This window comes from Brevibacillus aydinogluensis (assembly GCF_961514395.1).
GTDB classification, from domain to species: domain Bacteria; phylum Bacillota; class Bacilli; order Brevibacillales; family Brevibacillaceae; genus Brevibacillus; species Brevibacillus aydinogluensis.
On the sequence record NZ_OY569118.1, the window covers coordinates 2,914,516 to 2,940,639 of the forward strand.

23 protein-coding genes, 1 pseudogene and 1 riboswitch are annotated in these 26,124 nt (G+C 57.1%); of the genes and pseudogenes, 4 read left to right on the forward strand and 20 right to left on the reverse strand.

The window, feature by feature from the left end; translation table 11 throughout:
- Positions 1 to 123 precede the first annotated feature (123 nt).
- From Q7F15_RS14360 to Q7F15_RS14410, 11 genes and pseudogenes are all read right to left on the reverse strand, one after another.
- Positions 124 to 1,544, reverse strand: a pseudogene (locus tag Q7F15_RS14360) (aldehyde dehydrogenase family protein).
- A 28-nt stretch (positions 1,545 to 1,572) separates the two neighbouring features.
- Positions 1,573 to 2,922, reverse strand: a complete 1,350-nt coding sequence (gene gabT, locus Q7F15_RS14365) for a 4-aminobutyrate--2-oxoglutarate transaminase (protein WP_304414515.1) — start codon at positions 2,920 to 2,922, stop codon at positions 1,573 to 1,575.
- Positions 2,923 to 3,122: 200 nt separating this feature from the next.
- Positions 3,123 to 4,409 carry a sigma-54 interaction domain-containing protein gene (locus Q7F15_RS14370; RefSeq protein ID WP_304414516.1) on the reverse strand — a complete coding sequence of 429 codons (1,287 nt, stop codon included), beginning with the start codon at positions 4,407 to 4,409 and terminating at the stop codon, positions 3,123 to 3,125.
- Positions 4,400 to 4,873 carry a hypothetical protein gene (locus tag Q7F15_RS14375; RefSeq protein WP_304414517.1) on the reverse strand — a complete coding sequence of 158 codons (474 nt, stop codon included), beginning with the start codon at positions 4,871 to 4,873 and terminating at the stop codon, positions 4,400 to 4,402. The genes Q7F15_RS14370 and Q7F15_RS14375 overlap by 10 nt, the downstream gene beginning before the upstream one ends.
- 199 nt (positions 4,874 to 5,072) lie before the next feature.
- Positions 5,073 to 5,294 (reverse strand): helix-turn-helix domain-containing protein, encoded by a 222-nt coding sequence (locus tag Q7F15_RS14380; RefSeq protein ID WP_003387736.1) that lies wholly within the window; start codon positions 5,292 to 5,294, stop codon positions 5,073 to 5,075.
- Between the two features lie 215 nt (positions 5,295 to 5,509).
- Positions 5,510 to 6,436, reverse strand: a complete 927-nt coding sequence (locus tag Q7F15_RS14385; protein WP_171566419.1) for an ABC transporter permease — start codon at positions 6,434 to 6,436, stop codon at positions 5,510 to 5,512.
- 31 nt (positions 6,437 to 6,467) lie between these two features.
- On the reverse strand, positions 6,468 to 7,331 hold the full coding sequence (locus Q7F15_RS14390) for an ABC transporter permease subunit (protein ID WP_230076663.1): 864 nt from the start codon (positions 7,329 to 7,331) through the stop codon (positions 6,468 to 6,470).
- Between the two features lie 163 nt (positions 7,332 to 7,494).
- On the reverse strand, positions 7,495 to 7,953 hold the full coding sequence (locus Q7F15_RS14395) for a chemotaxis protein CheX (RefSeq protein WP_171566420.1): 459 nt from the start codon (positions 7,951 to 7,953) through the stop codon (positions 7,495 to 7,497).
- 101 nt (positions 7,954 to 8,054) lie between these two features.
- Positions 8,055 to 8,435, reverse strand: a complete 381-nt coding sequence (locus Q7F15_RS14400) for a hypothetical protein (RefSeq protein WP_171566421.1) — start codon at positions 8,433 to 8,435, stop codon at positions 8,055 to 8,057.
- Positions 8,436 to 8,545: 110 nt separating this feature from the next.
- Entirely contained in the window at positions 8,546 to 12,028 is a 3,483-nt protein-coding gene (locus tag Q7F15_RS14405) for a S8 family serine peptidase (protein WP_304414518.1), read from the reverse strand.
- Positions 12,025 to 12,303: a hypothetical protein gene (locus Q7F15_RS14410; protein WP_304414519.1), complete on the reverse strand. Its 279-nt coding sequence runs from the start codon at positions 12,301 to 12,303 to the stop codon at positions 12,025 to 12,027. Before Q7F15_RS14410 ends, Q7F15_RS14405 begins: the two co-directional genes overlap by 4 nt.
- A gap of 192 nt (positions 12,304 to 12,495) precedes the next feature.
- Here Q7F15_RS14410 and Q7F15_RS14415 point away from each other — a divergent pair, with 192 nt between their 5' ends.
- Positions 12,496 to 12,939: a MarR family winged helix-turn-helix transcriptional regulator gene (locus Q7F15_RS14415; protein WP_171566423.1), complete on the forward strand. Its 444-nt coding sequence runs from the start codon at positions 12,496 to 12,498 to the stop codon at positions 12,937 to 12,939.
- A 6-nt stretch (positions 12,940 to 12,945) separates the two neighbouring features.
- A complete protein-coding gene (locus tag Q7F15_RS14420; protein WP_171566424.1) occupies positions 12,946 to 14,538 on the forward strand; it encodes an MDR family MFS transporter in 1,593 nt (530 codons plus the stop codon).
- A gap of 125 nt (positions 14,539 to 14,663) precedes the next feature.
- On the opposite strand, the gene sdhB is transcribed toward Q7F15_RS14420, so the two are convergent.
- Genes sdhB through Q7F15_RS14435 form a run of 3 tightly spaced genes read right to left on the reverse strand, consistent with a single transcriptional unit; the run spans position 14,664 to position 17,819 of the window.
- Positions 14,664 to 15,413 carry a succinate dehydrogenase iron-sulfur subunit gene (gene sdhB / locus Q7F15_RS14425; RefSeq protein WP_171566425.1) on the reverse strand — a complete coding sequence of 250 codons (750 nt, stop codon included), beginning with the start codon at positions 15,411 to 15,413 and terminating at the stop codon, positions 14,664 to 14,666.
- Between the two features lie 18 nt (positions 15,414 to 15,431).
- Positions 15,432 to 17,189: a succinate dehydrogenase flavoprotein subunit gene (gene sdhA, locus Q7F15_RS14430; protein WP_171566426.1), complete on the reverse strand. Its 1,758-nt coding sequence runs from the start codon at positions 17,187 to 17,189 to the stop codon at positions 15,432 to 15,434.
- Between the two features lie 18 nt (positions 17,190 to 17,207).
- A complete protein-coding gene (locus Q7F15_RS14435) occupies positions 17,208 to 17,819 on the reverse strand; it encodes a succinate dehydrogenase cytochrome b558 subunit (RefSeq protein WP_171566427.1) in 612 nt (203 codons plus the stop codon).
- 409 nt (positions 17,820 to 18,228) lie between these two features.
- Between Q7F15_RS14435 and Q7F15_RS14440 the strand changes: the two genes are divergently transcribed.
- Entirely contained in the window at positions 18,229 to 18,675 is a 447-nt protein-coding gene (locus Q7F15_RS14440; RefSeq protein ID WP_171566428.1) for a DUF2507 domain-containing protein, read from the forward strand.
- Between the two features lie 169 nt (positions 18,676 to 18,844).
- Here Q7F15_RS14440 and Q7F15_RS14445 read toward each other — a convergent pair whose 3' ends face one another.
- Positions 18,845 to 20,086 carry an aspartate kinase gene (locus Q7F15_RS14445; RefSeq protein WP_171566429.1) on the reverse strand — a complete coding sequence of 414 codons (1,242 nt, stop codon included), beginning with the start codon at positions 20,084 to 20,086 and terminating at the stop codon, positions 18,845 to 18,847.
- A gap of 240 nt (positions 20,087 to 20,326) precedes the next feature.
- Positions 20,327 to 20,512, reverse strand: a riboswitch (Lysine riboswitch).
- Positions 20,513 to 20,725: 213 nt separating this feature from the next.
- On the opposite strand from Q7F15_RS14445, the gene Q7F15_RS14450 reads away from it, so the two are divergent.
- Positions 20,726 to 21,415 carry an aspartate/glutamate racemase family protein gene (locus Q7F15_RS14450; RefSeq protein ID WP_230076661.1) on the forward strand — a complete coding sequence of 230 codons (690 nt, stop codon included), beginning with the start codon at positions 20,726 to 20,728 and terminating at the stop codon, positions 21,413 to 21,415.
- Positions 21,416 to 21,446: 31 nt separating this feature from the next.
- Here Q7F15_RS14450 and uvrC read toward each other — a convergent pair whose 3' ends face one another.
- The 5 genes from uvrC to Q7F15_RS14475 all read right to left on the reverse strand — a co-directional run bounded on the left by uvrC (position 21,447) and on the right by Q7F15_RS14475 (position 26,121).
- The gene (gene uvrC, locus Q7F15_RS14455; RefSeq protein WP_171566431.1) at positions 21,447 to 23,276 is read right to left on the reverse strand and encodes an excinuclease ABC subunit UvrC; all 1,830 of its coding nucleotides are present in this window, start codon (positions 23,274 to 23,276) and stop codon (positions 21,447 to 21,449) included.
- 201 nt (positions 23,277 to 23,477) lie between these two features.
- Positions 23,478 to 23,795 (reverse strand): thioredoxin, encoded by a 318-nt coding sequence (gene trxA, locus Q7F15_RS14460; RefSeq protein WP_171566432.1) that lies wholly within the window; start codon positions 23,793 to 23,795, stop codon positions 23,478 to 23,480.
- A 138-nt stretch (positions 23,796 to 23,933) separates the two neighbouring features.
- Positions 23,934 to 24,200, reverse strand: a complete 267-nt coding sequence (locus tag Q7F15_RS14465) for a hypothetical protein (RefSeq protein ID WP_304414520.1) — start codon at positions 24,198 to 24,200, stop codon at positions 23,934 to 23,936.
- A 173-nt stretch (positions 24,201 to 24,373) separates the two neighbouring features.
- Positions 24,374 to 25,333 (reverse strand): electron transfer flavoprotein subunit alpha/FixB family protein, encoded by a 960-nt coding sequence (locus tag Q7F15_RS14470; RefSeq protein ID WP_171566433.1) that lies wholly within the window; start codon positions 25,331 to 25,333, stop codon positions 24,374 to 24,376.
- 20 nt (positions 25,334 to 25,353) lie between these two features.
- Entirely contained in the window at positions 25,354 to 26,121 is a 768-nt protein-coding gene (locus tag Q7F15_RS14475) for an electron transfer flavoprotein subunit beta/FixA family protein (protein WP_171566434.1), read from the reverse strand.
- Positions 26,122 to 26,124 lie beyond the last annotated feature (3 nt).

Here is a 26,124-nt window from a genome sequence, read left to right on the forward strand (position 1 = left end):
TTAACGGATTTTTTCGCCAGACCGTCGCAGAAGAAAGACAGCTCTTCCCCCACAGAACAAAACAGCCGATACCTGCATGCAGGCATCGGCTCAACCTCTGCTATGAAATTGGCTTGTCGATTGCTACAGGCGATTGAAAATCACCAGTTTGCTTTCCGTCATCTCTTCCACCGCGTACCTGACCCCTTCACGGCCCAACCCGCTTTCCTTGACACCGCCGTACGGCATGTGGTCGACGCGGAAGGTAGGCGTATCGTTGATGAGGACACCGCCCACCTGGAGCTTTTCGGCAGCCTCAAACGCCGTGTGCAGATTCTCCGTGTAGATGCCCGCCTGCAGCCCGTACTTTGAATGATTGACCAGCTCGATGGCTTCCTCGACGGATGCGACCTTGTTGATCAACACCACGGGGGCAAACACTTCCTCGCATGACACTTTCAACGTCGGCGCCGCATCCAGAAGCACCGTAGGCAGCAGGCAGTTGCCCTCTGCCGTACCGCCAGTCGCCACCCTGGCGCCGTGCTGCACCGCTTCGTCAATCCAGCCGAGGACCCGCTGTACTTCGCGCGGGGCGATCAAGGCGGAGATGTCCGTCTCGGGCAGAAGCGGATCGCCCACCTTCAACGTCTGGACCGCCGCGATGAATTTTTCCACAAACTCCTCATACGCCTCCTCGTGGACATAGATGCGCTGCAGCGAGATGCACACCTGCCCCTGGTAGGAAAACGCGCTGGTCACGCATCGATTGATGATCTTGTCTATGGTGACGCCCTTGTCGACGATCACGGCCGCGTTGGAGCCCAGTTCAAGCACCACGCGTTTTAACCCGGCCTGGTTGCGAATGGCCTTGCCGACTGCGGCACTGCCGGTGAAGCTGATCATGCTGACGCGCTCGTCGGCGACGATCTGTTGGCCCACTTCGCCGCTGCCCGTAACGATGTTCAGCGCGCCGTCCGGCAGTCCTGCTTCCTGCAGCAGCTCGGCCAGGAAAAACGCCGACAGCGGCGTCTGCGGCGCCGGTTTCAACACCACGGTATTGCCTGCTGCAATAGCGGGCCCCACCTTGTGGGCGACCAGATTCATCGGAAAGTTGAAGGGGGTGATCGCTCCGATTACGCCCAACGGCTCCCGCGTGGTATACGCCACGCGCCCTTCGCCGCCCGGGGCCGCGTCCAGGGGAATTGTCTCCCCGTGGATGCGCTTGGCTTCCTCTGCGGCAAACTTGTACGTCGTGATGGTGCGCTGTATCTCTGCTCTGGCTGTCGTAATCGGTTTGGCCGCTTCCCGCGCGATGATGACCGCCGCTTCTTCCTTGCGCTTCTCCAGCAGGGTCACCAGCTTCTCCAAAATGGCGGCACGCTGGTGCGCCGGCATTTTCGCCATGGTGTCTCGGGCCTGGTACGCCGCCTCAATCGCCCGATCCACTTCAGCTGCGGTCGCCATCGGAATTTCTGCGATCTTCTCTCCGGTATACGGGGAAAAAGGGGGGTGTAAGCCGCGGCTTCCACCCATGCTCCGTTGATAAACAATTTTTGCTTGATCATTTGTGCTCCACTCCCTTATGATGCGAACTTACGGCGTGACGAGTTCCCCCAGGACTTCTTCAATGATGTCAAGACCTTCATCCAACTGCTCATCCGTAATCACCAGCGGCGAGAGAAAACGCAGAACATTGCCGTACAGACCTGCGCTTAACAGTACCAGCCCGCGCTGAATGCACTCCTGCACGATCCGGCCAGTCAGGTCCTTGTCCGGCTCCTTGGTGACCGGATCCTTGACCAGTTCCACCGCACACATCGCTCCCAGACCGCGCACGTCGCCGATCACCGGATACTTCTGCTGCAGGCTGCGGAAGCGCGACATGATGCGTTCCCCGATCGCGTTTGCCCATTCCGGAATGTTTTCTTGTTCAAACATCTCAATCACTTTCAAGGCCGCCACGCAACCAAGCGGGCTGCCGGCGTAGGTGCCTCCCACCTCGCCGGGGTTGGGGGCGTCCATGATTTCCGCCCGGCCGGTCACGGCGCTGATCGGAATCCCGGCAGCGATCGACTTCGACATCGTCATCAGATCCGGCACGACGTCAAAATGCTCCATGGCAAACATCTTTCCGGTACGGCCGAAGCCGGTTTGCACCTCGTCGGCGATGAACAGAATCCCGTGCGCTTCGCAGATGCGTTTTACCCCTTGGACGAAGGTTTTGGAGGGAACCACGAATCCCCCTTCCCCCTGCACCGGCTCCATGATAATCGCAGCCACGTCTTCGGCAGGCACTTCGGTCAAAAAGAAGGTCTCCAGCCGCTGCAGAAGTTGTCGGTCCAGTTCGTCGGGAGTCAACCCGTCGGCGCGGTAGTAGTACGGATAGCTTATCTTGTAGGTGTCGGGGGCAAACGGACCGAAGCCGTACTTGTACGGTTTTACCTTGCTGGTGAGCGACATGCCCAGCAGCGTGCGGCCGTGGAAACCCCGTTCAAAAGAGATGATCGCTTTGCGGCCGGTGTACTTCCGGGCGATCTTCACGGCGTTTTCCACCGCTTCCGCCCCGCTGTTCAAAAACATCGTTTTCTTTTCATGCGTACCCGGGGTGATCTGGTTCAGCTTCTCGGCCAACTGGACATACGATTCGTACATAAACACATTAAAGCCCGTGTGAATGAACCGGTCCAACTGCTCCTTGAGCGCAGCCACAACGGTCGGGGGACAGTGGCCGGCGTTCAACGTCCCGATCGCCCCCGCAAAATCAATGAAGGTATTGCCGTCAACATCCGTGATCAGCGCACCTTCCGCCCGATCAGCGAACGAAAACACCGTATGGGATAGGCCGCGCGTCACGTGCTTGTCCCGTTTTTCCAGGATTTCCTGCGCTTTCGGACCAGGGATGGCCGTGTTCAGCTTGACAAAGGTACGAGTGGTGGTCTTCATCGTAAACCCTCCTCGGAAGTTCGTTTCGGTCACGATTTTACCTTTGCAAGGAACGTGCCAACCCTGAAAACACGCAGAGAGTAGGGCCGATGAAACTGTGTATTCCTGACAGTTATTCAAAAATGAATGACCGTTATTCAATGCTGCCGGTGTTCTCGATTCTGCTTGCAAGACAAAAAACCTTAGCCGGTGATACCGGGCTAAGGTTTTGTCTCCTGCTTTCTGTTCCGGCTGATTTTCTGAAATCGCCTGCTGAGCGTGGGCTGGCTCACTTCCAACACTTCGGCCACCTTCGTAATCGTCTTGTACTTGGCCAGGGCCAACTGGATGAGCTGCGATTCCGTCAGCTCCACCGCTTCCTTCAGCGGAATAATGCGGTTGACCTGGACGGGAGACTGGTCCTTCTCCCCACGACGGCTCAAAATGCTCGTCAGTTCATTTGCGGTAATCAGGTTTCCGGGAGAGATCACCATCGCCCGCTCAATCACGTTTTGCAGTTGCCTTACGTTACCCGGCCAGTGGTACGCGTTCAACATCTCGATGGCGTCCTCGGAAAAAAACTTGCGGGTTGAAAACTTTTTGTTGAATTTCTCCAGAAACGCATAGACGAGCGGTTCCACATCCTCGATCCGCTCCCGCAGTGCCGGGATGTACAGGGGAATCACGTGCAGGCGGTAGTACAGGTCTTCCCGGAACTGCCCGCGCTGCACCATCTCCTCCAGGTTTTTGTTGGTGGCGGCGATAATCCTCACATCGACAGGAATCGGACGGGTGCCGCCCACCTTCAGGATTTCTCTCTCCTGCAGAGCGCGAAGCAGTTTCACCTGCAAGTTGATCGGCATTTCGGCGATCTCATCCAAAAACAGGGTGCCTTCGTGCGCCAGCTCAAACAATCCCTTTTTCCCCTGCAGGCTGGCACCGGAAAAGGCTCCCTTTTCATACCCGAACAATTCGCTCTCCAGGAGATTTTCCGGAATGGCCCCGCAGTTGATTTTGACAAACGGCTTCTCCCGTCTGGCGCTGCTGTTGTGAATGGCGTTGGCGATCAGCTCTTTCCCGACACCCGATTCACCGTACAGGATCACGGTCGATTCCACCAGCGCGATCCGCTTCACCTGCTCCATCACCTGAGCCATCGCCTCCGACCGGTAAATCACCTCGTTTACGGCGACAACCTGGTGATTTCGCAGTTCATCAATTTCTTCCTTGTATTTTTGCGTCAGGCTCTTGGCGCGCTGCAGTTCGCTTTTCAACTCGCTCACTTCGGTAATGTCCCGCGACGCGATGACAATTCTCTCCAACTGCCGTTTCTTGTTGAAAATCGGATTGCCGACCGCCAGAATTTTGCGTCCGAAGCGATTTTGCTGCACGATGGAAATTTTGCGCTTCTCCTCCAACACCTTGCGCGTGACGGACGGCTTGAACCAGCCTTTTTCCTCCAGGTCGAGGATGTTCTTGCCCACCACCGTGGACAGGTTTACCCCCATAAATTGTTCGCGCTGCGATTGGACACGCGCAGGATCGTTCCCGTCGCGTCCACGACCAGGATTTCATCGTAGATGGAATCCACAATCGCTTCCAGGTCTTTCGTCAATTCCGTCACATCCTGAGACAGCTTTCGTTTCATCAGGATGTTTTCCATTGTCACCGCATCAAGCCAGCCCGCAATCTCTCCCCGGTCGTTTTGGACAAGCCAGTAGGACGCCTGATCGGGCCGCTGCTGAAACAGCGCCTCTTCGTCCACCACGGCAAAGGGCTCGCTATAGGTCAGCTCCGCGGTTCCCTTCTCCAGCTGCCGTAGCAGTCCGTGCGCGTCGCACACGCCTACGATTTCCCCGCGGCGGCGCACGACCAGGAGACGCGCTCCGCTGATTTGTTTCAGGGCTTGTTCGATGGTAACGGGATGTTCTACGATCACAAAATCGTCGTATATTGCTGCCATACGCTCCACAGTCATCTTCCTTGTGATCCAGAATGAACGTGCTCGTTTCGTTTGCCGCCAGATCACGGCTCGATCGCGTGCGACAGAAAGGAGCACCTTGTAGATGAAGTCTACCACAAAGCGTTCAAAAGGCCAAAGCGTTGCGTTCCAAAAAAAAATCCTCCCTTCCATTCGCAAGGGAAGAAAAGGGAGGCCGGGTGGACTGGGTTCAAATCTCTAACTCACCAAGTCGAACGAGTTCGACTACTGCTTGAGATCGACCTTTGACACCTAATTTCTGCATGACATTGCTGATGTGATTGCGTACGGTCTTTTCGCTGATGAAGAGTTGTCCGGCAATCTCTTTCGTCGTCTTATCCTGGACCAAGAGTTCAAATACTTCTCTTTCTCGATTTGTCAACAACGGCTTGGTTTGATCGCTACCCTTCAATCGTGCCACCCCTCCTTGTGGGCTCTACAGGAACAAGGTTGAGGGATTACAGAGTCACCTTATCCTATGTAGGGGGGTGGGTGGTGGTGCCGGAATTACAGGGATTTTAGGCTTTTGTCTTACATCCTATTCAGAAAATGGGCGATGGGTTCCAGAGGTTGCAGCGAAGAGAATTTTCCTTACAGATAAACCAGTTAATCGAGCCCACATGCTGCTCAGATATACGATGTGCGCTTGTACGTCTCCTGGAAGTGATCGCGCAGCCCCTTGGCGAGCAGGGAAAACGACCCGACGGCAAACACGAAGCAGATCAGCGGGATGAGGAAAAGCCAGGCGTTTTTGCTGTAGACAAAGGTGCGATAGGAGCCGAGCAAGCCGGCCCACTCATGCGTGATGGATTGGTAGAGGACCGGATCGTACGACATTTTCGTGCCGCCGATGAACAGGTTGAACATGCCCATCAGCCCCATCAGCGTCATCACGGCCACCGTCTCCGTCGCCATGATGACGACCACCTGTTCCTTGATGTGCGGCAGGACGTGGCGAAACATGATCTGCCCCCGACCCGCTCCCATGGAAACAGCCGCCAGCACAAACTGCGTCTCTTTGATCTGCTCCGTCTTCTGCCGTATGGACGAAGCGACACTGGGCACGCCCAAGACGGACGCTGCGCCGATAAACAGCGCGACCAAGGTGGAGACGGACAGCTCCGAATTAATGCTGACCCCGCGGAGGAAAAAGTAGACCGGGATGAACAGCGGAATGTAGCTCCAGGCGTTTTCCACTGACAGCCACCAGCGCTGCGGCTTGTCCTGAATGCCGATGTACAAGCCAACCAGCGTGCCGAGCAGCACCCGGAGCAGCGCGACGGCCAGCGTGACGAAAATCGTGTACGGCGCCCCGTGGAGCAGCAATGTCAGCAGGTCGTAGCCCCAGTTGTCCGTCCCCAGCCAGTGCTCTGCGGACGGTGGAATCGGCGGGGAGAGGTATACTGATTTGCCGTTCACCGTCTCGCTGCGAAACACTTCCTGAAAATTCAGTTCATACGGAGCGATGTACGGCCCTATGAAACCCAGCACCACGAGAAATGCCACCAGGATTGCACCGATCCGCAATGACCAGTTGGTTCGACGTAACTGCATGACAAAACCTCACTCAAGTGGATCTAATCGTTCATTTGTAGACGAACACCCGCTCAAACAGGTACAGGATGGCCCGGATCAGCACATAGACGAGAATGGAGAGCAATATGATGCCCATCAGTCCCATGACGGCCGCGTTGAACTGCAGGTCGGCATTTTTGCTGAAAATGAACCGGGTCAAACCGACGACGTTCAGCAGGTATTCCACGACAAACAGGTTGGTTACCGTGATCGCGATCGTCTTTTTCAGATCGGCCAAAAGAAACGGTTTGACGTTCTTGTAGACGTGGTGAATGAGAATGTGCCAGATGCCCATGCCTTTGGCCAACACCGTGCGGATGTAGTCTTCGCCTCCGATCTGGGCGTACTTCAGGCTGACCCCCTTCATCAGGAAAATGGTAGGCCCGATGGACAGGATGGTCAGGGGAAGCCAGTTGTTGGTCGAGTCGTTGAAAGGCGAGAGCGAGATGATTTGGATGCCGGTCGCCTTGTAAAACTGGATGCAGCCCAGAATTGCCAGCAAGATCAGGATGAAGTCGGGCACGGTGGTGATGACGTCCAGCACCCGCTGCAGCTGGCGCACGACGCCGAACCGCTGCAGAAACAATCCAAACAATAGACTGGCGGTGACCGCGATCAGGACGCTGAAAAACAGCAGTCGAAACGAGCTCAGCGCAAACGGCCCGATGTCCTGGGCGATGCTTCGCTCCGTATTCCCCACCCAGTACGTGCCGAGTGAACCGTCGGCGATCTGCTCCAGCAAGTACACCGTGAGAATGACCATTCTTTCCGGCTCTACATGCACCTCGTCCTCGTCGGCGTACAGCATGAACGGCGCACTGCAGACGACGACCACGAGCAGAAACATCGCGATCAGCTGCTTGACGTAGGTCAAGCGAATCAGCCCTCCTTCCTACTACCAACAATACACGATTTGACAGAATTCAACCAGACAATAAAGAGTATTTTCTGTTTTCTTGCAATTCCTGCTGCTGCTGAAGAGCGCCTGCCCGAGCGCCGTAAAAATGGCGTGCCGCCTCCTGCCGCACGCCTTCTGCCTATTTCACCACGATGACCTGTATCTCCATGCGCCCCATGTCACTCAGATCCAGAGGAGCCGACAGCGCCGGGCCGCTCACTGTCAGCATGTCACTGTGCTGTATCAACTGCGGCGGCGTGATGTCAATTTCGACGCCCTGGCTGTACAGAATCGTACTGGCGTTGCCGGAGATCATGTTGCCCAGTTCGGAAATCGCGCTTTTTCCCAGCTCGTCCAGTTCACTGACGGGAAAACCGCCCATCATGGCCGAGACAATTCGCAGTGCGAGATCATTGTGCAGGCCGAACAAGACGTCACCTTCCAGATGACCGGTCATGCCGATGCGAATCCAGGTATGGTCGTCTCGGCAGTCCCACTCAGTCACAGCCAGCTCTCCCCGCGTGACGGTCACGTTGCAAAACTGTTGAATGACCATGGAGGCCGACTCCAGAAACGGATTGAGGTAATGGACGTTCATGATGGTTCCATTCCTTTCCCGGTCAAAATCTTCCTGTTTGTGCCCATTATAATGTCGAAATATGACAGTTACAAGAGATTTGCATAAAAAATCCTAATACTTTAGTCCTGGATTACAGGAACATCTGGAAAAAGCCCCCTGATTTCGGCAGCCGCATCCGCCCGCTTGGTGTAGATCCGCACGCATGTACGCAAATCCAGCACCTCCACTCCCACCTCGTGACGGCTGAGCTGCCACAGCGGCCCCTCCAGCCGTTCAAAGGCAAACACCGTATCCCCAAAGCAGAAACACTCCCGGACGCATCGCTCCGGCGGATAGTCCGCTCCCTCCTCCAGCAGGTGGACCGGTTCGAGGCCGAACTGCTGCAGCAGATGAAGCCGGTCTGCCAGCTGGTCACCCCGCTTGCGCGAAACGCTGCGGCGCGGTGAGAGCAGCGGATACGCTTCCCGTACATATTCCCACTTGATGCCGTGGAAAAACACAGAAATCCCCTCCTGACCCGTAAAACGCTGTCGCGGCAATCCCCACGCTGCCGACATGGGCATAAAAACGGTGCCCTTTCAGCGAAAAAAGGATGTCACCCGGACATCCTTTATCCGCCTTTCCCGATGACGATGATCTCGCCGTGAACCTCCCGTCCCAGTGCGTCGGTGGCGATCACCGTCAGTTTCTGCTTGCCTTCCCGGACGCCGTCCAGCAGTACGCGAAACTCGCCCCGGTCGTTTACATCCGCCGGCAGCCGGCGATCGCCGTAGACGATCTGCAGCCGCGCGACGCCCGTAGCCGTCACCTTTCCGGAGACGGGAACCGATGACCCGACGCGGGCCTCCAGGCTGTTCTGTTCCAGTTTCAGCGTCGGAGCGGGCAGCGCTCTGGCCGTGTAGGTGAGCCGCTGCTCCCCGTGGTGCAGCACCAGTGAACCGGCATGGGCATCGACGTACGCGTAAACCACCAGCGAGGATTGGTTGCCGGCCCCGTCCTTGCCTTCCAACAGGATGCGGTTTTCCCCGTGCTTAAGGGACAGCGTGTGCGTGAATTGCTTCCAGACCGGCTTTTCCAACTGGTCTTCTTCCCAACTGCCGACGATCTGCCCGTTGACGCTGACCTGCCCCTTGTACGTCTGGTCGCGGTAATGGAAGCGGATCGGGACGAGCATGCGCTTGGTGGCCCCATCGTAGAGAATGTCTTCGGAGCCGTCGTTTGCCAACTGCAGGACCGGCGGCGTCGTGTCCACGATGACCCGCTGCGTGAACTGCCGGGTGTTGCCGTACATGTCGCTGGCGCTGTACGAGACGTAGTTCAACCCCTCCGGCAGGCGCAGGACGGTCTGAAACGCTCCGTCCACCTCCACCTGCACCGGTTTGTTATTGATCAAGAGGCGCACGCGGTCCAGCATGTCTTCCCCGCTGATCCGTCCGCTGATCGCCACTTCCGGCTGACGGGAAATCAGCACGTAGCGGAACAGGTCGTTGGGGAATTGCACGTACGGCGGAACGACGTCGCTCTTTCCGTTGAGGTGGACGATGCTGACATTGCCGGCGTAATCGTAGGCGACCAGCGAGACCTTTTTGTCCGGCTGGCTGACCACCGCGCTCGTGACGTTGGCCGAGTACGGTCCGCCCGTCTTCTTTCCGCCTACGTACAAGAGATAGCCCTGCACATCCTTGTCCTTGCAGCTCCATTGGACGCGGTTGCCCGCCAGCGACGCGGTGACGACGGGTGCTTTGGTGTCCACCCGGACCGGCAGGGTCAACGTCTGCCAGTTGGCGTTTGGCCCGTCGATTTTGGCACGGATGACAAACTGGTAGACGCCGTCTGGCACCGGCTCGTACGTGCCTTTTTCCGGGGAGTACCCCCTGCCGTCCCAGCTCCACTCCTCCCGCTCGGTGTAGTAATAGGGAATGCCCCGTTTGGACTGATCGTACTTCCTCACCTTTTCGTCGCGAGCCAGGGAGCGAATCAATTTGCCCGTGCGGTCCGTCACGTCCACCATGACCTGCTTCGCGTTGCGCAAAAAGGTGATCGACGGAGCGGCCGTGTCGTAGTGACCGTCGCCGTTGGGAGAGAACGCAATCTTCGCCGGGTCCACCTGCACTGTCCCGTCTTCACTCACCCCGACGACTCCCAGGTAGTCACGGTATTTCCACTTGTCGTTTTCCTTGTCGTGATACCAGGTAGTCTTCACGCCGGTCCGGTTTTCCTGGCTTTCCTCCTCCCACATGGGGGCGTCCATCACCCGCGGCTCGTCCCAATCGCCGTAAAAGCCGTAGTACGGCACGCGCAGCACGGGCTCATCGCCATTCACCGGCTCAAAGGCGATATAACCTTCGGCAAAAATGTTGCGCTCCGTCTCCGCCGGAATGTGCAGCGTTACCTTGACCTCCGCACGCTCACCCGGCCGAACGGTCACCTGCTGGCTGGAGAATTGCAGCCGTGCCCCTTTCAGCGGGGTTTCCGTCAGCAGGTTCAACCCGTTTTGACGCAGGTCGGTCAGCACGCCGAACTCGTCCTTGATTTTGTAGGTGAGCGGTTTTTTCCCGAATTTGTTGTCCACGAAGAGGGAAAACGTCGTGCGGTTGCCGATTTCCCCGAGCGAGACACCTGCCTTGCCTTTGGCATCGGTGACAATCGCCGGCGTCTTGATCGCCTTGGCGATCTGCATGAGCCCCGCACCCTGGACGCGCGGGCTGTACGGCAGTTTTCCCGGCCGGCTGCCCTCAGAAGCGGCAGCAGTCTCCCGCGGGTCGAGGACGGGATTGGCCGTATTCATTGCGGCCGCCTTTAGCGTCTCCACCAGTGCCCGCCCTTGCAGGTTGCGCCCTTGCTTCAGATACGCCTGCTTGATGAGCGCCATCCCTCCCGCGACGTGCGGCGTTGCCATTGACGTGCCGCTTTTGACCGCGTAGTCTGACTCCCGCACTATCGACAAGATCCCTCCGCCCGGTGCGGCGATTTCCGGTTTGAACTGCAAATCGGGCGTCGGCCCCCAGGAGGAAAAGGCAGAGATGGTGCCCCCATCCGGATACGGCATTGGATTTTGCGCATACTGGCCGTCAAAGGTGACCGTAACCTTTTTGCCCTTTTTCAGCGCCTGGGCCAGCCGCTCGCCCGTCTGTTTCAAAATGGAGACGGCGGGAATCTGTTTGGCATTCTCCGCGCTGATGATCAGCGGCCCCGACTGGTTGTTGTAGATGATTACGCCTGCCGCTCCCGCTTCCTTGGCCAACCGCAGCTTCTCGTCAAACGGGATGTCACCCCGCTCCAGGAGCACCACTTTTCCCTTGACGGAGACGTTGTAATCTTCCTTTTTCCCCTTGCCCATATAGATCAGCGGATACGGTTTGAACAAGGACTGGACAGGATTCATCACGCTGCCGCTGCTGGCGTGGCCGTGCAGGTAGACCACCCGCTCCAGCCCGTCAACCCCCTGTACGGCAAAGCTGTAGCCGGCCAGGGCGGTCGCATTGACCGACGCGACGGAAAAAGCGTCCGGTGCCAGACCGGGAGAGCCGATCATGGAGACATCGGGATTTTGCGCTTTTACCTTGTCGCTGCCAAAGTAAGCGTCGTTGCCCGCTGCCGCCACCACAATCACACCGTTGTCCACCGCCCGCTTGATGGCATACTGCTCCGTGTTGGTCTCGTCCACATATCCGGCCGCTGAGCCGAGGCTCAGGTTGATCACATCCGCTTTTTTCGCAATCGAATCGTTGATCGCAAACAGGATCGATTCGCTCAATCCCGGCACTTCCCCTTGGTAATTGCTGAACACTTTCTGGCTCAGCAGTTGAGCTTCAGGCGCCACGCCCTTCAGCTTCCCGTTGGCCGCCACAATCCCGGCGACGTGCACGCCGTGCTGCGATTCGCCCACGTCCTCGGTCGTCTGGTTGCGGTCTGCCCAGTTGTAGCCGGGGATCACTTTTTGCGTCGAACCGGACTTTTGCTGGGCAAGCCGCTTGTCGCGCGGCGCAGGCAGATCGGGGTGCCTGCTGTTGATACCGGTGTCGATCACCGCCACCAGCATGCCTTCCCCTTTGACGCCGGCTTCCTGCCACGCTTTCGGCGCCTCAATCATCTCCAGTCCGGAGGCAGGGGCTGCGCCACCATTTCGCCCTTTAGCACGTGCTCTGCCGCATTCCACTCGTCTGCGCCGGAAGCAGTAATTCCGCTGCGCTCCGGTTCAGACGCAGCCGCCTTCGCCTGCCAGTGGGCATCGCGAAGATCCTGAAGCACTTGTTTGGCAAAAGCGGCATCCTGCCCGCGTTGATTGGCCTCTGCCGTCCACATGTCCGCCATCTGCGCCGGAAGCAGGGATAGTGCCATCCCGATGCACAAGATCCGTTTTTTCATCGTCTGCCCCCCAAAAAAACATCCATTTCTTTCAGTTTTCCTTTGAAGGGAGATTCGTATTCCCAGAAATCGGATGGGCGAACAGATTGACAAATGCGTTGGCGCGCTATATATTTAAATACGTTAAATATTAGACACGATAAATTTTAACGATAGAAATTGAAGTGTCGTTGATAATGGAAGGTGAGTGACATGGATCAACTGGACTTGGATCAAGCGACTGAGCGGCTTCAGATCGCCTTTACCACGACGATGAGAAAAATAGGACAGGAACTGGCGGAATCGTCAACGGATATGACCGGTCCGCAGTTTTACATCCTAAATATGCTCGCCAAAAAGGGGCCGGATTCCGTGAGCGACTTGGCGGACGCCATGTGCGTCAAACCGAGTGCGATCACAGCAATGGTAGACCGGCTGCTGAAACACGGTTACGTCCAGCGAGATCGGCACGAGCACGACCGGCGTGTCGTGACCATCCGCTTGACCGAACAAGGTGCAACCATCTTGAAGCAGGCCAAACAAAAGCGAAAAGCGGTCATTGAACGCTATCTGCGCCATCTGAGTCCGGATGAGCTGGAGGCGCTCGTCCAGCTTTTCGAGAAGCTGGCCCGTATCGCAACACATGAGAAGGAGTGACATCATATGCAAGAACAGCAAGAACAACAGGAAAAACGCGGACTTCTCATTGTCGGACTGTTAGTGGCGATGTTCTTTGCGTCGCTGGACAATACGATTGTGGGAACCGCCATGCCGCGCATCGTCGGCGAACTGGGCGGCTTGGGGGTCATGACCTGGCTGACTACAGCCTACATGCTGACGTCCACCGCTGTCGTGCCGATCACCGGCAAATTGGCGGACTTGATCGGCCGAAAAGTGATCTATGTGACCGGTTTGATTCTATTCATGGTCGGTTCTGTCCTCTGCGGAGCTGCCCAGTCGATGAACCAGCTCATCATCTTCCGCGCGATCCAGGGCATCGGCGGCGGCATCATGATGCCGATGGCGATGATCATCGTCGGCGATTTGTTTACCGGCGAGCAGCGGGCCAAATGGCAGGGGGTCTTTGGCGCAGTCTTCGGCCTCTCCTCCATTCTGGGGCCGCAGGTTGGCGGCTGGATCGTCGACTCGTTGAACTGGCGATGGGTCTTTTACATCAATCTGCCTGTCGGCATTCTCGCCGTGATCCTGATTGCATCGGCACTTAAATCGCAGCGGCTGAACGGACCGGTCAACATTGACATCTGGGGCATGTTTACCATGACCGGCGGCGTCGTCAGCCTGCTTCTCGCTCTGACGTTTGGCGGAAAAGACTTCCCCTGGGCGTCGTGGCAGATTCTCTCGCTGTTTGCTCTCTCAGCCGCGTTTCTGATCGCGTTCGTGATCGTGGAGTCGAAAACAGCTGAGCCGATTTTGCCGCTGCATCTGTTTCGCAACAAAACCTTTTCGCTGTTGAACGGCATCGGGTTTCTCATGTCGGTCGGGATGTTTGGCGCCATCATGTTCGTGCCGTTATTCATGCAGGGCATCGTCGGCATCAGCCCGTCCGAGTCCGGGACCATCATGGTGCCGATGATGCTGGCCATGATGCTGACCAGTATCATCGGGGGCCGGATCGTGAAAAAAATCGGCGTCCGCACGCAAATGCTGGTCGGGATGATCACGATGGCTGTGAGCTTCTGGCTCTTGTCCACGATGGTCGTAACCACTTCCCAATGGGAAGCCATGGCATACATGATCGTGCTGGGATTGGGAATCGGGCTGGTGATGCCGCTGATTACCATCGCGCTGCAGGAAGCCTTCCCCAAATCGCAGCGGGGGGTCGTCACATCCTCCAGCCAGTTTTTCCGACAAATCGGCGGAACGTTTGGCATGACCGTTTTGGGAGCGGTCATGAACCATCGCTCGACCGCCCTGCTGACGCACGACCTCATGCCGCGTCTGGAAAAACTGCCGCAGGAGGCTCACGGCATGGCGGAGCAGTTCTCCAATATGATTCAGACGAACCCGCAGGGCCTATACTCCATGCTGCTGAGCCCGGAGGCGCTGGCCGCCATTCCGGAGAACATTCGGCAGTTTCTGCTGCCAATCCTCAAGACGGACATGGTCGCCTCGCTCCATGAGGTGTATCTCGTCGGACTTGTCTTTATCCTGGCAGGCGCCGTGCTCGCCATGTTCCTCGGCAAGATCAAGCTGTCTCCACGGGAGCAAAAGGCAGCCGAACAGAAAGCCGCGTAACCATCGCACGGCGCTCACTCGGGAAAACGGCTCGAACATGATTCCAGGCAGATACCGACATGCAAACAGGCGTGCAAACCACAGTAACGGTTTGCACGCCTGTTGTCTGTCATCCCCTGAAAAAATCAGGAGAAGAAGAATTTCTTCAGCGCGTGTTTGGTCGTCTCTTTGTTCATGTGAGCGATGGAAGTCGTCAGCGGAATGCCTTTCGGACAAGCCTGCACGCAGTTTTGCGAGTTTCCGCAGTCGGCGATGCCGCCGTCTTCCATCAGCGCTTCCAGACGCTCATGTTTGTGCATCGCACCAGTAGGATGCTGGTTGAACAGACGCACCTGGGAGATGGCAAACGGACCGATAAACGCCGATTTTTGGTTGACGTTCGGGCACGCTTCCAGGCAGACACCGCAGGTCATGCACTTGGACAGTTCGTACGCCCATTGACGTTCCACTTCCGGCATGCGCGGACCCGGTCCCAGGTCGTGGGTACCGTCGATCGGAATCCATGCCTTGACGCGTTTCAGCGCGTCGAACATGCGGCTGCGGTCTACGGACAGGTCGCGCTGTACCGGGAAGGTGCTCATCGGTTCCAGACGGATCGGCTGCTCCAGCTTGTCGATCAGAGCGGAACACGCCTGGCGCGGTCTGCCGTTAATCACCATGGAGCACGCGCCGCACACCTCTTCCAGACAGTTGGATTCCCAGTTGACCGGTGTCGTTTTTTGACCTTGCGCGTTCACCGGATTGCGCTGTATTTCCATCAACGCCGAAATCACGTTCATGTTCGGACGGTACGGAATCTTGAATTCTTCCTTGTACGGAGTGCTGTCAGGGCTGTCTTGACGAGTGATAATCAAGTGGACAAACTTTTCGGCCATGATCAGTTCCCTCCCCTCTTACTTCTTCTTGTCGGACGTGTAGTCGCGCTTACGCGGCGGAATCAGCGAAATATCCACGTCTTCGTAGTAGATCTCCGGTGCGGTGGTCTCCGGATTGAATTTGGCCATCGTCGTTTTCAGGAACTTCTCGTCGTCGCGTTCCGGGAACTCCGGTTTGTAGTGAGCGCCGCGGCTTTCGTCGCGCATCAGTGCGCTGATCGTGATAACGCGGGCAAGCACCAGCATGTTCCACAGGTGACGAGTGAAGGTTGCGCCGGAGTTGCTCCATTTGCTCGTGTCATTGATGTTGATCCGTTTGTAGCGCTCCATCAGTTCCTGAATTTTTTCGTCCGTCTTTCTCAGGCGGTCGTTGTAGCGCACGACGGTCACGTTGTCGGTCATCCACTCGCCCAGTTCCTTGTGCAGGAGGTACGCGTTTTCGGTGCCGTCCATCTTGAGGATGTTGTCGTATTTCTCCTGCTCTTTCTTCGTGTAGCTGTCGTACAGCGTGGAGGGAAGAACGTCGCAGGACTGTTCCAGACCGTTCATGTATTCGATTGCCTTCGGACCTGCCACCATGCCGCCGTAGATCGCGGAGAGCAGGGAGTTGGCACCGAGGCGGTTCGCACCGTGCTGGGAGTAGTCGCACTCACCCGCAGCGAACAGACCCGGGATGTTGGTCATTTGGTTGTAGTCTACCCACATGCCGCCCATCGAGTAGTGCACGGCCGGGAAGATTTTCATCGGTACCTTGCGCGGGTCATCGCCCACGAACTTCTCGTAGATCTCGATAATACCGCCAAGTTTGACGTCCAGTTCTTTCGGATCTTTGTGGGACAGGTCGAGATACACCATGTTTTCGCCGTTGATGCCCAGCTTCAGATCCACGCAGACGTGGAAGATTTCGCGGGTGGCGATGTCGCGCGGCACCAGGTTGCCGTAGGCCGGGTACTTTTCTTCGAGGAAGTACCACGGTTTGCCGTCCTTGTAAGTCCAGACGCGTCCGCCTTCACCGCGGGCCGACTCGGACATCAGGCGCAGCTTGTCGTCGCCCGGGATGGCGGTCGGGTGAATCTGAATCATTTCGCCGTTCGCGTAAATGACGCCCTGCTGGTACGCCGCAGATGCCGCCGTACCGGTGTTGATGATCGAGTTGGTCGATTTGCCGAAGATGATGCCAGGTCCCCCGGTTGCCAGGATGACGGCGTCGGCACGGAAGGATTGAATCTCGCCGGTACGCAGGTTTTGCGCCGTGATCCCACGACAGGTGCCGGCATCGTCCAGAACAACCCCGAGGAAATCCCAGTATTCGTACTTGGTCACGAGACCTTCCGTTTCAAAGCGGCGCACTTGCTCGTCCAGCGCGTAGAGGAGCTGCTGTCCGGTCGTTGCACCGGCAAACGCGGTACGGTGATGCTTGGTCCCCCCGAAACGGCGGAAGTCCAGCAGACCTTCCGGTGTACGGTTGAACATGACACCCATCCGGTCGAGCATGTAGATGATGCCCGGTGCGGCGTCACACATTGCTTTAACAGGCGGTTGGTTGGCCAGGAAGTCGCCGCCGTAAATGGTATCGTCGAAGTGCTCCCAGGTGGAGTCGCCTTCCCCTTTGGTGTTCACCGCACCGTTGATACCACCCTGGGCACAGACGGAGTGAGAACGCTTTACCGGAACCAGGGAGAACAACTGTACGGGAACGCCCTTTTCTGCTGCTTTGATCGTAGCCATTAATCCGGCAAGGCCGCCGCCGACAATGATCAGTTTACCTTTTGCCATGAATGAGTCCCCCAATCCCTACAGAATGAATGCAGACATCGCCCGCAAGCCAATGAGCGAAACGATTACAAAAATGCCCATGGTCAGATAAGTGGCGAAACGCTGGGAACGTGGACCGACGGTGATGCCCCAGTGTACGAGGAACGACCAGAGCCCGTTGGAAAAGTGAAACACGGTGCTGAGAATCCCGATCGTGTAGAAGACAACCATCAGCGGACTGCTGAGAATGTTGGTCATCATGTCAAAGTTCACTTCGGCACCCAGCGCTTTTTGAATGCGCGTTTCGTACACGTGCCAAGCGACAAAGATGAGTGTGATGATTCCCGTAAGGCGCTGCCAGAGGAACATGTGGTTGCGGAAATGTCCGAAGCTGCCCACATTGTGTTTCGCCTGGAAGGCAATGTAGATCCCGTACACAGCATGGAACAGGATGGGAATGTAGATGAAGATGAATTCCACGGCGAGCAGGAATGGAACGTTTTCAATCATTCCTACTACCTGGTTGAAAGCTTCCGGTCCCCGGGTTGCCTGATAGTTCGCTGTCAAGTGGAACAAGAGGAACAGCCCGATTGGGAACAAACCGAGAAGAGAATGCAGCTTGTGGTTCAGAAAGCTATGGCCTTTTGCCATACAATGGTCCCCCTTTCAATTGTAAGTAGCGTTCTTTGGTTAATCTTTTCCCCACTATCCTAACCCATTGCCCAGCCGGTTAGACATGACGGCAGCTGCCTGCCCCCCTGCTACACAGCCAGACAAATTGTGTCGGAAAACGGAAAAAAGTTGGGCAAAACGTTGAACCACAACCAATTGTACTCCTGTCTACAGAGAGCGTCAAGACAGTGAATAGACTAATTCCATTGTTGGATTACACGTATTAATCGTCCGATTTTTCTATGAATCTGTCATAGATTCGGCCGCTCTCTCATAATCTGTTACCAAACAGGTAGAGCAAACCGGCTGTAATAGACCTGGCGGCCGCAGGAGGGTCCGACAGGGGACAAGCCTCGCGCGGCCTGCAGCCGGGAAGGAGGGTCGTGACGTGAAAGAACCGGATCAACTGGAAGCCTTGCTGCCTTCCCGCATCATCGCAGATATTGAGCGCATCCACATGCCCTATCTGGGCTATCACTTACTGCGCGAGCACCTCACCCGCTCGCTTTTGGGCGAAAGCGAACCGCCCATTCTCCACTGGTTGGGAAAGGAAATGGGGCGGCAGATTCCCATCCGCTCCGCCAACGGTCTGGTGTTTCCCTTTATCCGTCTGGGGCTGGGCAAACTGGACCTGTTGGAAGACGGGGAGCGGCAGATTCGTTATCGGCTGACCCATACCATCTATCGCTACATGTCGCCCGAACGCATCAACCGTTCCCTCTCTCTGGAGTGCGGGATCATCGCCGGTGCTGTCGGCCGTTGGAAGCAGCGGGAGATGAAAACCCGGATGGAGACGGAGGAGACGGGCAGCGTCCTGATTACCGTTCACTGGTAAGGTCTGGCCGGGACGAAAGTGAGCCGACCGGGCAGGAGCGGGGAGGCGAGGCATCGCGCTGCCGCTGCCACGCGATTTCCCGCAAACATCCCACCAGAAGAAAATCCCCCTTTTTCCGCGGCGAAAAAAGGGGGACAGCATGTGTGTTCCGTATTGGGCTGTCAGCGGGTCATACTCCGTGTACGACAGCTGTTTCCGCCACGTCGAGGCCGTATGCGGTGTGCAGGCAGCGCACGGCCCGCTCGGTGTGTTCCGCCGGGATGACGCAGGACACCTTGATGTCAGACGTGGAAACCATTTTGATCGTGATCTCCTGCTCGGCCAGCACGCGGAACATCTCGGCGGCCACGCCCGGATTGTTCACCATGCCGGCTCCGACAATCGAGACCTTGGACAAGCCCTCTTCGCATTCCACTTTTTCAAAACCGAGCTGCTCGCGGTGGGCGTTCAGCGTATCGAGCGTCTTTTTCAAGTCGCTTCCTGCCACCGTGAAGGAAATGTTGGTCACGGCCGCGTCGTACGAGCTTTGGATGATGATATCCACGTTTACCTGGTGATCCGCCAGCGTGTTGAACAGCCGGGACAGCGTGCCTACGCGTGCAGGCATCCCCACAACCGTCACCTTTGCGACGTCTTCGTCGTGGGCGACGCCGCTAACTACTCTTCCTGTTTCCATATGCGCACCCTCCTCTACGTACGTGCCTTCTTCTGTCGTAAAGCTGGAGCGGACGACCAGCCGGACCTTGTGGGTCTTGGCTGCCTCCACCGAGCGCGGATGCAGCACGCCCGCCCCCAGGTTGGCCAGTTCGAGCATTTCATCATACGAGATGCTGTCCAGTTTGCTCGCCGTCGGAACCACACGCGGGTCGGCAGTGTAGACGCCGGCCACATCTGTGAAAATTTCGCATTTGTCCGCGTTGAGACTGGCTGCCAGCGCCACCGCGGACGTGTCCGAACCGCCGCGGCCCAGCGTGGTGATCTCGCCTGCTTCGCTGACGCCCTGAAATCCAGCCACGATGACGACCCGGCCGCGCGCCAGTTCCCTTCGGATTCGTTCCGTCTCAATATGGGTGATCCGGGCCTTGCCGTGGATCGACTCGGTCGTCACTCCCGCCTGCCAGCCCGTCAGGGAAATGGCGTCATACCCCTTTTGGTGCAGCGCCATCGCCAACAGCGCAATCGACACCTGCTCGCCAGTCGCCAGCAGCATGTCCATCTCCCGCTCCGACGGGTAGGGGGAAATCTGTTTGGCCATATCCACCAGCACGTCTGTGGACTTGCCCATTGCCGACACGACGACGACCATGTCGTGTCCAGCTTCCTTATATTGAATAATCCGGTCCGCTACTTTCATAATCCGTTCAATGGTACCTACGGAGGTGCCTCCGTATTTATGCACGATCAACCCCATGCGGCTTCTCTCCCTTTTCCTATTCAACATGTTCACATATCTCTTTGGATTCTTCTTTCATCAGGCCATCTTCTCAGGCCATCTTCGTTTCACTATTGTTATTTCTCACTCTTGCAAAAAAGGCAGCGACGAGGATACACCTGTCACTGCCTGCCAGTTCGACATACCGGTTCCTCCTTCCCTTGGCCACGTGAACAGTTGAGCATGACAGAACATCCCCTGTTCCATTCTCAACCGACATCGTGAGATAGCTCTCCATCCGGCAACGGGAATTGCACGGATGACAGTCCTGCGCTTATTCAACGCAGACCCAGCACGGAGGAAGCGGGCCTTTCTCCGTACTTCGGCGAATTCCCCTTTCCCGTACCCGTCACAGATGCCCGATCTCAGGGAGGTACTCATGGTTTTCGCGCCTCTACCTCACTCCTAACGGGAAGTGAGGCTTGTTATGCTGTTTGTATGGGATTATACCACGTGTACGAAGGCGGTTCAATCAGAAATTTCATTAAAGTTTGCAGCATCATGGTAAAGTCCGTGCCTGTACGAGCCGTAACTTCTGTCATAGCCCTTATTGCCAGATGATACCGAAAATTGTATATTATTTCTCAATTTCATAGATTTCATGTTGGGGGTATGCGAATGAAGACGATCGGCCTGATTGGAGGAATGAGTTGGGAATCGTCGCTCGAATACTATCGGTTGATCAACCAGCTCGTCAAAGAGCGCCTGGGCGGCCTGCACTCCGCCTGCTGCATCATGTACAGCGTCGACTTTGCACAGATCGAGGCGTTTCAGCGTGAGGGGCGCTGGGACGACGCCGGTGCAGCGCTTGCACATGCGGCAAAGGCGCTGGAACGGGCGGGAGCCGACTTCATCGTGCTCTGCACCAACACCATGCACAACAACGCGGAGGCGATTGAACAAGCGGTGGCAATTCCCCTGCTGCACATCGTCGACGCCACGGCAGAGCGGATTGTTCAGCGCGGAATTCGGCGCGTTGGCCTGCTGGGCACCCGTTACACCATGGAATTTCCCTTCTACCGCGAACGGATGCGCCGATACGGAGTAGAAGTGCTGGTGCCGGACGAGCCTGACCGCGCCATCGTCAACCGCATTATTTTTGAAGAGTTGTGCCTGGGAAACGTATTGCCAAAGTCCAAGCAGGAGTACCTGCGGGTAATGGACGGCCTCGTTCGCCGCGGAGCGGAGGGCGTCATCCTCGGCTGCACGGAAATCACTCTGCTGATCAAACCGGAGGATATGCTTGTGCCGCTGTTTGACTCCACACGCATCCACGCGGAGGAAGCCGTGACGCGGGCTCTTGGATGACACACGTAAAAAAGGCTGATGCCCGCACTCGTCAGGCGTCAGCCTTTTTGTCTGTTTCGCCGGATGCTCCGTTTGCATCCCCGTCCGCCTGTTGTCGCAGGTGGCGCAGGATCTCTCGGGCCAGCTTGTCGCCGATGCCGATCTGCCGGAAGTCTTCCACGGTCGCTTCACGCATTTTTTTCAGCGAGCCAAAATGCTGGAACAACAGCTTGCGCCGCTTTTCGCCAACACCGGGAATCTCGTCCAGCCGTGACGATAGCATCGTCTTGCTGCGCGCCTGCCGGTGAAATGTGATGGCAAAGCGGTGCACCTCGTCCTGAATTCGCTGCAGCAGGTAAAACTCGTAGCTGTCCCGGCGAAGCTCCACCGGCTCCGGCGGATCGCCGTAGAGCAACTGCGCGGTCCGGTGCTTTTCGTCCTTGGCCAGGCCGCAGACGGGGATGTAGAGACCCAGCTCGTTTTCCAGCACGTCCATCGCCGCGCTGATCTGCCCCTTGCCGCCGTCGATGACGATGAGATCGGGCAGCGGCTGGCTTTCCTTCAGCAGGCGGGTGTAGCGGCGGCGAATCACTTCCCGCATCGCCCCGTAGTCGTCCGGCCCCTCGACGCTTTTGATCTTGAATTTGCGGTACTCTTTCTTGTCCGGCCGGCCATCGGTAAAGACCACCATCGCTGACACCGGTGTCGTGCCCTGAATGTTGGAGTTGTCAAATGCCTCGATGCGGTGCGGCGTGCCAATCCCAAGGATGTGCCCCAGATTGTGCACCGCCTGGATCGTCCGCGCATCGTCCTTGGACATCAGCGCAAATTTTTCCTGCAGGGCAATCCGCGCGTTTTCGGACGCCATCTGCACCAGTTCCCGCTTTTTCCCTCGCTTGGGCGCGTACACCTTGACGCCCAGCCACCCCGCCAGCAACTCCGGCTCGCTTCGTTCCGGCAGCAAAATCTCCTTGGGCAGCGCGTTTTGCTTGTCGTAGTAAAACTGGGTGACGTAGGACATGAAATCTTCCGTCTCGTCGCCGTAATACGGGAACGACGTCGTCTCCCGTTCGATCATCTTGCCCTGCCGCATGTAAAAGATCTGGATGCACATCCAGCCCTTGTCGACAGCAAAGCCGATGATGTCCCGGTCCACCGTGTCGGTAAACGTCACCTTCTGTTTTTCCATCACGGCTTCGATGCTGCGGATTTGGTCGCGAAGCTCCTTGGCGCGTTCAAACTCCATGTTTTCCGCTGCCTGCAGCATCTTTTCCGTCAGCTCCTGCTTGACCGCCTCGTGGCCGCCGTCGAGAAAACGGCAGATCTCTTCCACCAGCCGCTGATTCTCTTCCGCAGGCACCTCGTGAACACAGGGAGCCAAACACTGCCCCAGGTGGTAGTACAGACACACCTGCTTCGGCAGCGTTTTGCACTTCCGCAACGGGTAGAGGCGATCCAGCAGCTTTTTCACTTCGGATGCCGCTCCCGCATTGGCGTAGGGACCAAAATAGCGCGCCTTGTCCTTGACCACCTTGCGGGTGATTTCCAGGCGCGGATGTTTTTCATTGGTGACCTTGATGTACGGATAGGTTTTGTCGTCCTTCAGCATTACATTGTAGCGCGGATTGTGCTGCTTGATCAGGTTGCACTCCAAAATCAGCGCTTCGATCCCCGAAGAAACGACGATGTATTCAAAATCGGCAATTTCGCTGACCAGTAATTGCGTCTTGCCGTCGTGACTGCCTACAAAGTAGGAACGGACGCGGTTTTTCAGCACTTTGGCCTTGCCCACGTAGATGATGTCTCCGTCCTTGTTTTTCATCAGGTAGCAGCCCGGCTTCTCCGGCAGGACGGCCAGCTTGTCTTTCAAGGAGCTGTTCACGGCTGCCCCTCCTTTCTTCATATCCGGACCAACGGCCTTCCCGCGCGGGCGGGAATATACGTTCCGTCCCCATGTTACCACGTTTTGCGGCGAAACACGAGTGTTTGCGCTGGCATAAAAAAATCAGCATCCGCGCAGTGCAGATGCTGATGACGGCCCCCGCCCGGCGCAAGCGGCCAGGCAGGTGCAGATCCGTTTTCCTTACAGGTGTTTGTTCAACGTGCCCATCAGCGCATCCTTCGGTTGGAAACCGATTACCTTGTCAACCGGTTGACCGTCCTTAAACACGATCAGGGTCGGAATGGACATTACGCCGAAACGGCCGGCAGATTCCGGATTCTCATCCACGTTTACCTTTACGATTTTCAGTTTGGTCCCTACTTCACTGTCGATCTGCTCGAGTACCGGCGCGATCATTTTGCAGGGACCGCACCACGGAGCCCAGAAATCAACCAGGACAGTGCCGCCTTGCTCCACTTCCTGGGAAAAGGTCTGGTCGGTTGCATTCACAATTGCCATGGTATCGTTACCTCCTTTCTATACGGTACGCCAAAAGGTTCCATACGCCCTACAGTATATCATTCTCCACCGGAAATGACTACAACGGACGACACTTTGCCGCGCTTTCCCCGTTAGTCTGTCCGAAATCGCCGCTCTCTATTGTCCCAAGTGCTTCAGGCGGTTGATTTCCCGCTCGTGGTCGCACACTTTGCGGTGCAGCAGGTCAAAATCGGATTCCAGCAGTTGATAATGCCGTTCCAGGCGGTCAAAGCGGCGGTTGGTTTCGTCGCGAAACGCGTACATGTCGTCGCGAAACGCGTACATTTCACGTTTGAACTCGCGGAGCTCCTCGACCGATTCCTTGACGATGCGGTTGTTTTCCGCCACCATGTGGATCAACTGATGCAGCAGTTCCTCACTCATTCCGACCACTCTCCCTTTCCTAGTTATTATAGCGGACAGGAGAAGCATACGACAGCGGGGGCGGACAAAAAAACGACCGCAGACAGAGAGCGCTTCATGATGACTGATGCCCGCCGCATGACTTCCCGTACAAAAAAGGCGCCCCGTCCAGGGCGCCGTTCCGTACCGCTCGCTTATACGAGCACTTTTTTGAATTCAGCCGTGAGCAGGGGAACCACCTCAAACAGATCGCCGACGATGCCGTAGTCCGCCACCTGGAAAATGGGGGCTTCCGGGTCCTTGTTGATGGCGACGATCACTTTGGAGTTGGACATACCTGCCAGATGCTGGATTGCTCCAGAGATGCCGCACGCGATATACAGGTCGGGTGTAACCACTTTCCCCGTCTGGCCGATCTGCATGGAGTAGTCGCAGTAATCGGCATCGCACGCGCCGCGGGACGCGCCTACTGCGGCGCCAAGCACCTCAGCCAGTTCGTAGAGCGGTTTGAAGCCGTCCGCGCTTTTCACGCCGCGACCGCCGGAGACGATGATCTTGGCCTCGGAGAGATCCACCTTTCCGCTCGTTTTGCGAACCACTTCCTTGACGATGGAGCGCAGATCCTTGATCTCCACGTCAAACGGCACCACCGTCGCCGTTTTCCCGGTGTCGGCCGCAGCCGCCGGGATGTTGTTGGGCCGAATCGTAATCATGATCATGCCGTCGCTGAACTTCCGTTTTTGGAAAGCCTTGCCCGCATAGATCGGCCGCGTAAAGACCGGACCGGGCTCCAGAGCCGTCACGTCAGAGATCAGACCGTACCCGAGACGGGCGGCAACACGCGGCGCCACGTCACGGCCGATCGCCGTGTGCCCCAGCACCACCGCGTCAGGAGAGACATGGTCAATCAACTGTTTCAGCGCTTGGACGTACGCGTCCGGCGTATACTGGGCCAGCGCGGCGTGATCCGCCACGTAGACCGTACCGGCGCCGTGATGTCCCAGTGTCGCCGCATGCGCGCCGCTGTCCGGTCCGAACAGGGCAGCCACCACTTCGCCGCCTTCTGCCAACACCTGCGCGGCGGCCAGTGCTTCCAGGGACACGTTGCGCAGTTGACCGTCACGCGTTTCTGCCAATACCAGTACCTTTTTCATCTGGATCCTCTCCCTCTCGCTTAGATCACTTTTGCTTCGTTACGCAACAATTGGACCAATTCGGACACCTGTGCCGCCAATTCGCCGGAGAGAATGCGGCCCGCCTGCTTTTTCGGAGGCAGGGTCTGGTCGACGATGACGGTCTTCGCCTGGACGTCCTGGGCGGACAGGCCAAGATCGTCCGCAGAGAGGCGATCCAACGGTTTTTTCTTGGCTTTCATGATCCCCGGGAGGGACGGGTAACGCGGTTCGTTCAGCCCCTGCTGGGCGGTGATCAGCACCGGCAGGCTGGTTTCCACCACTTCCAGGTCCCCTTCGACGTCGCGTTCCACCCGCACCTGGGTGCCGTTGATCTCCAGTTTGACAGCCGTGGAAACGTGGTTGATGCCCAGCTCTTCAGCCAGACGGGGACCGCCTTGTCCAGCGCCGGTGTCAACGGCCATCTGTCCGGCGAGGATGATGTCGTACCCCACTTTGCGGGCGACGGCAGCCAGCACTTTGGCAGTCGTGTACTCGTCGCCGAACAGGCTTTCGTCGTCAACCAGAATTGCCTTGTCCGCTCCCATCGCCAGTGCCGTTCTAAGCTCTTGTTCCACGCTGTCCGTACCGATGGAGACGACGGTCACCTCGCCGCCGTGCTCTTCCTTCAGTTTGATCGCCTCTTCCAGGGCGTACTCGTCGTACGGGTTAATGATGGTTTTCGCGCCGTCATCCAGGATTTTTCCATCCTCGATGACGATTTTTTCTTCCGTGTCAAAGGTTTGCTTCATGACAACCAAAATGTTCATGGG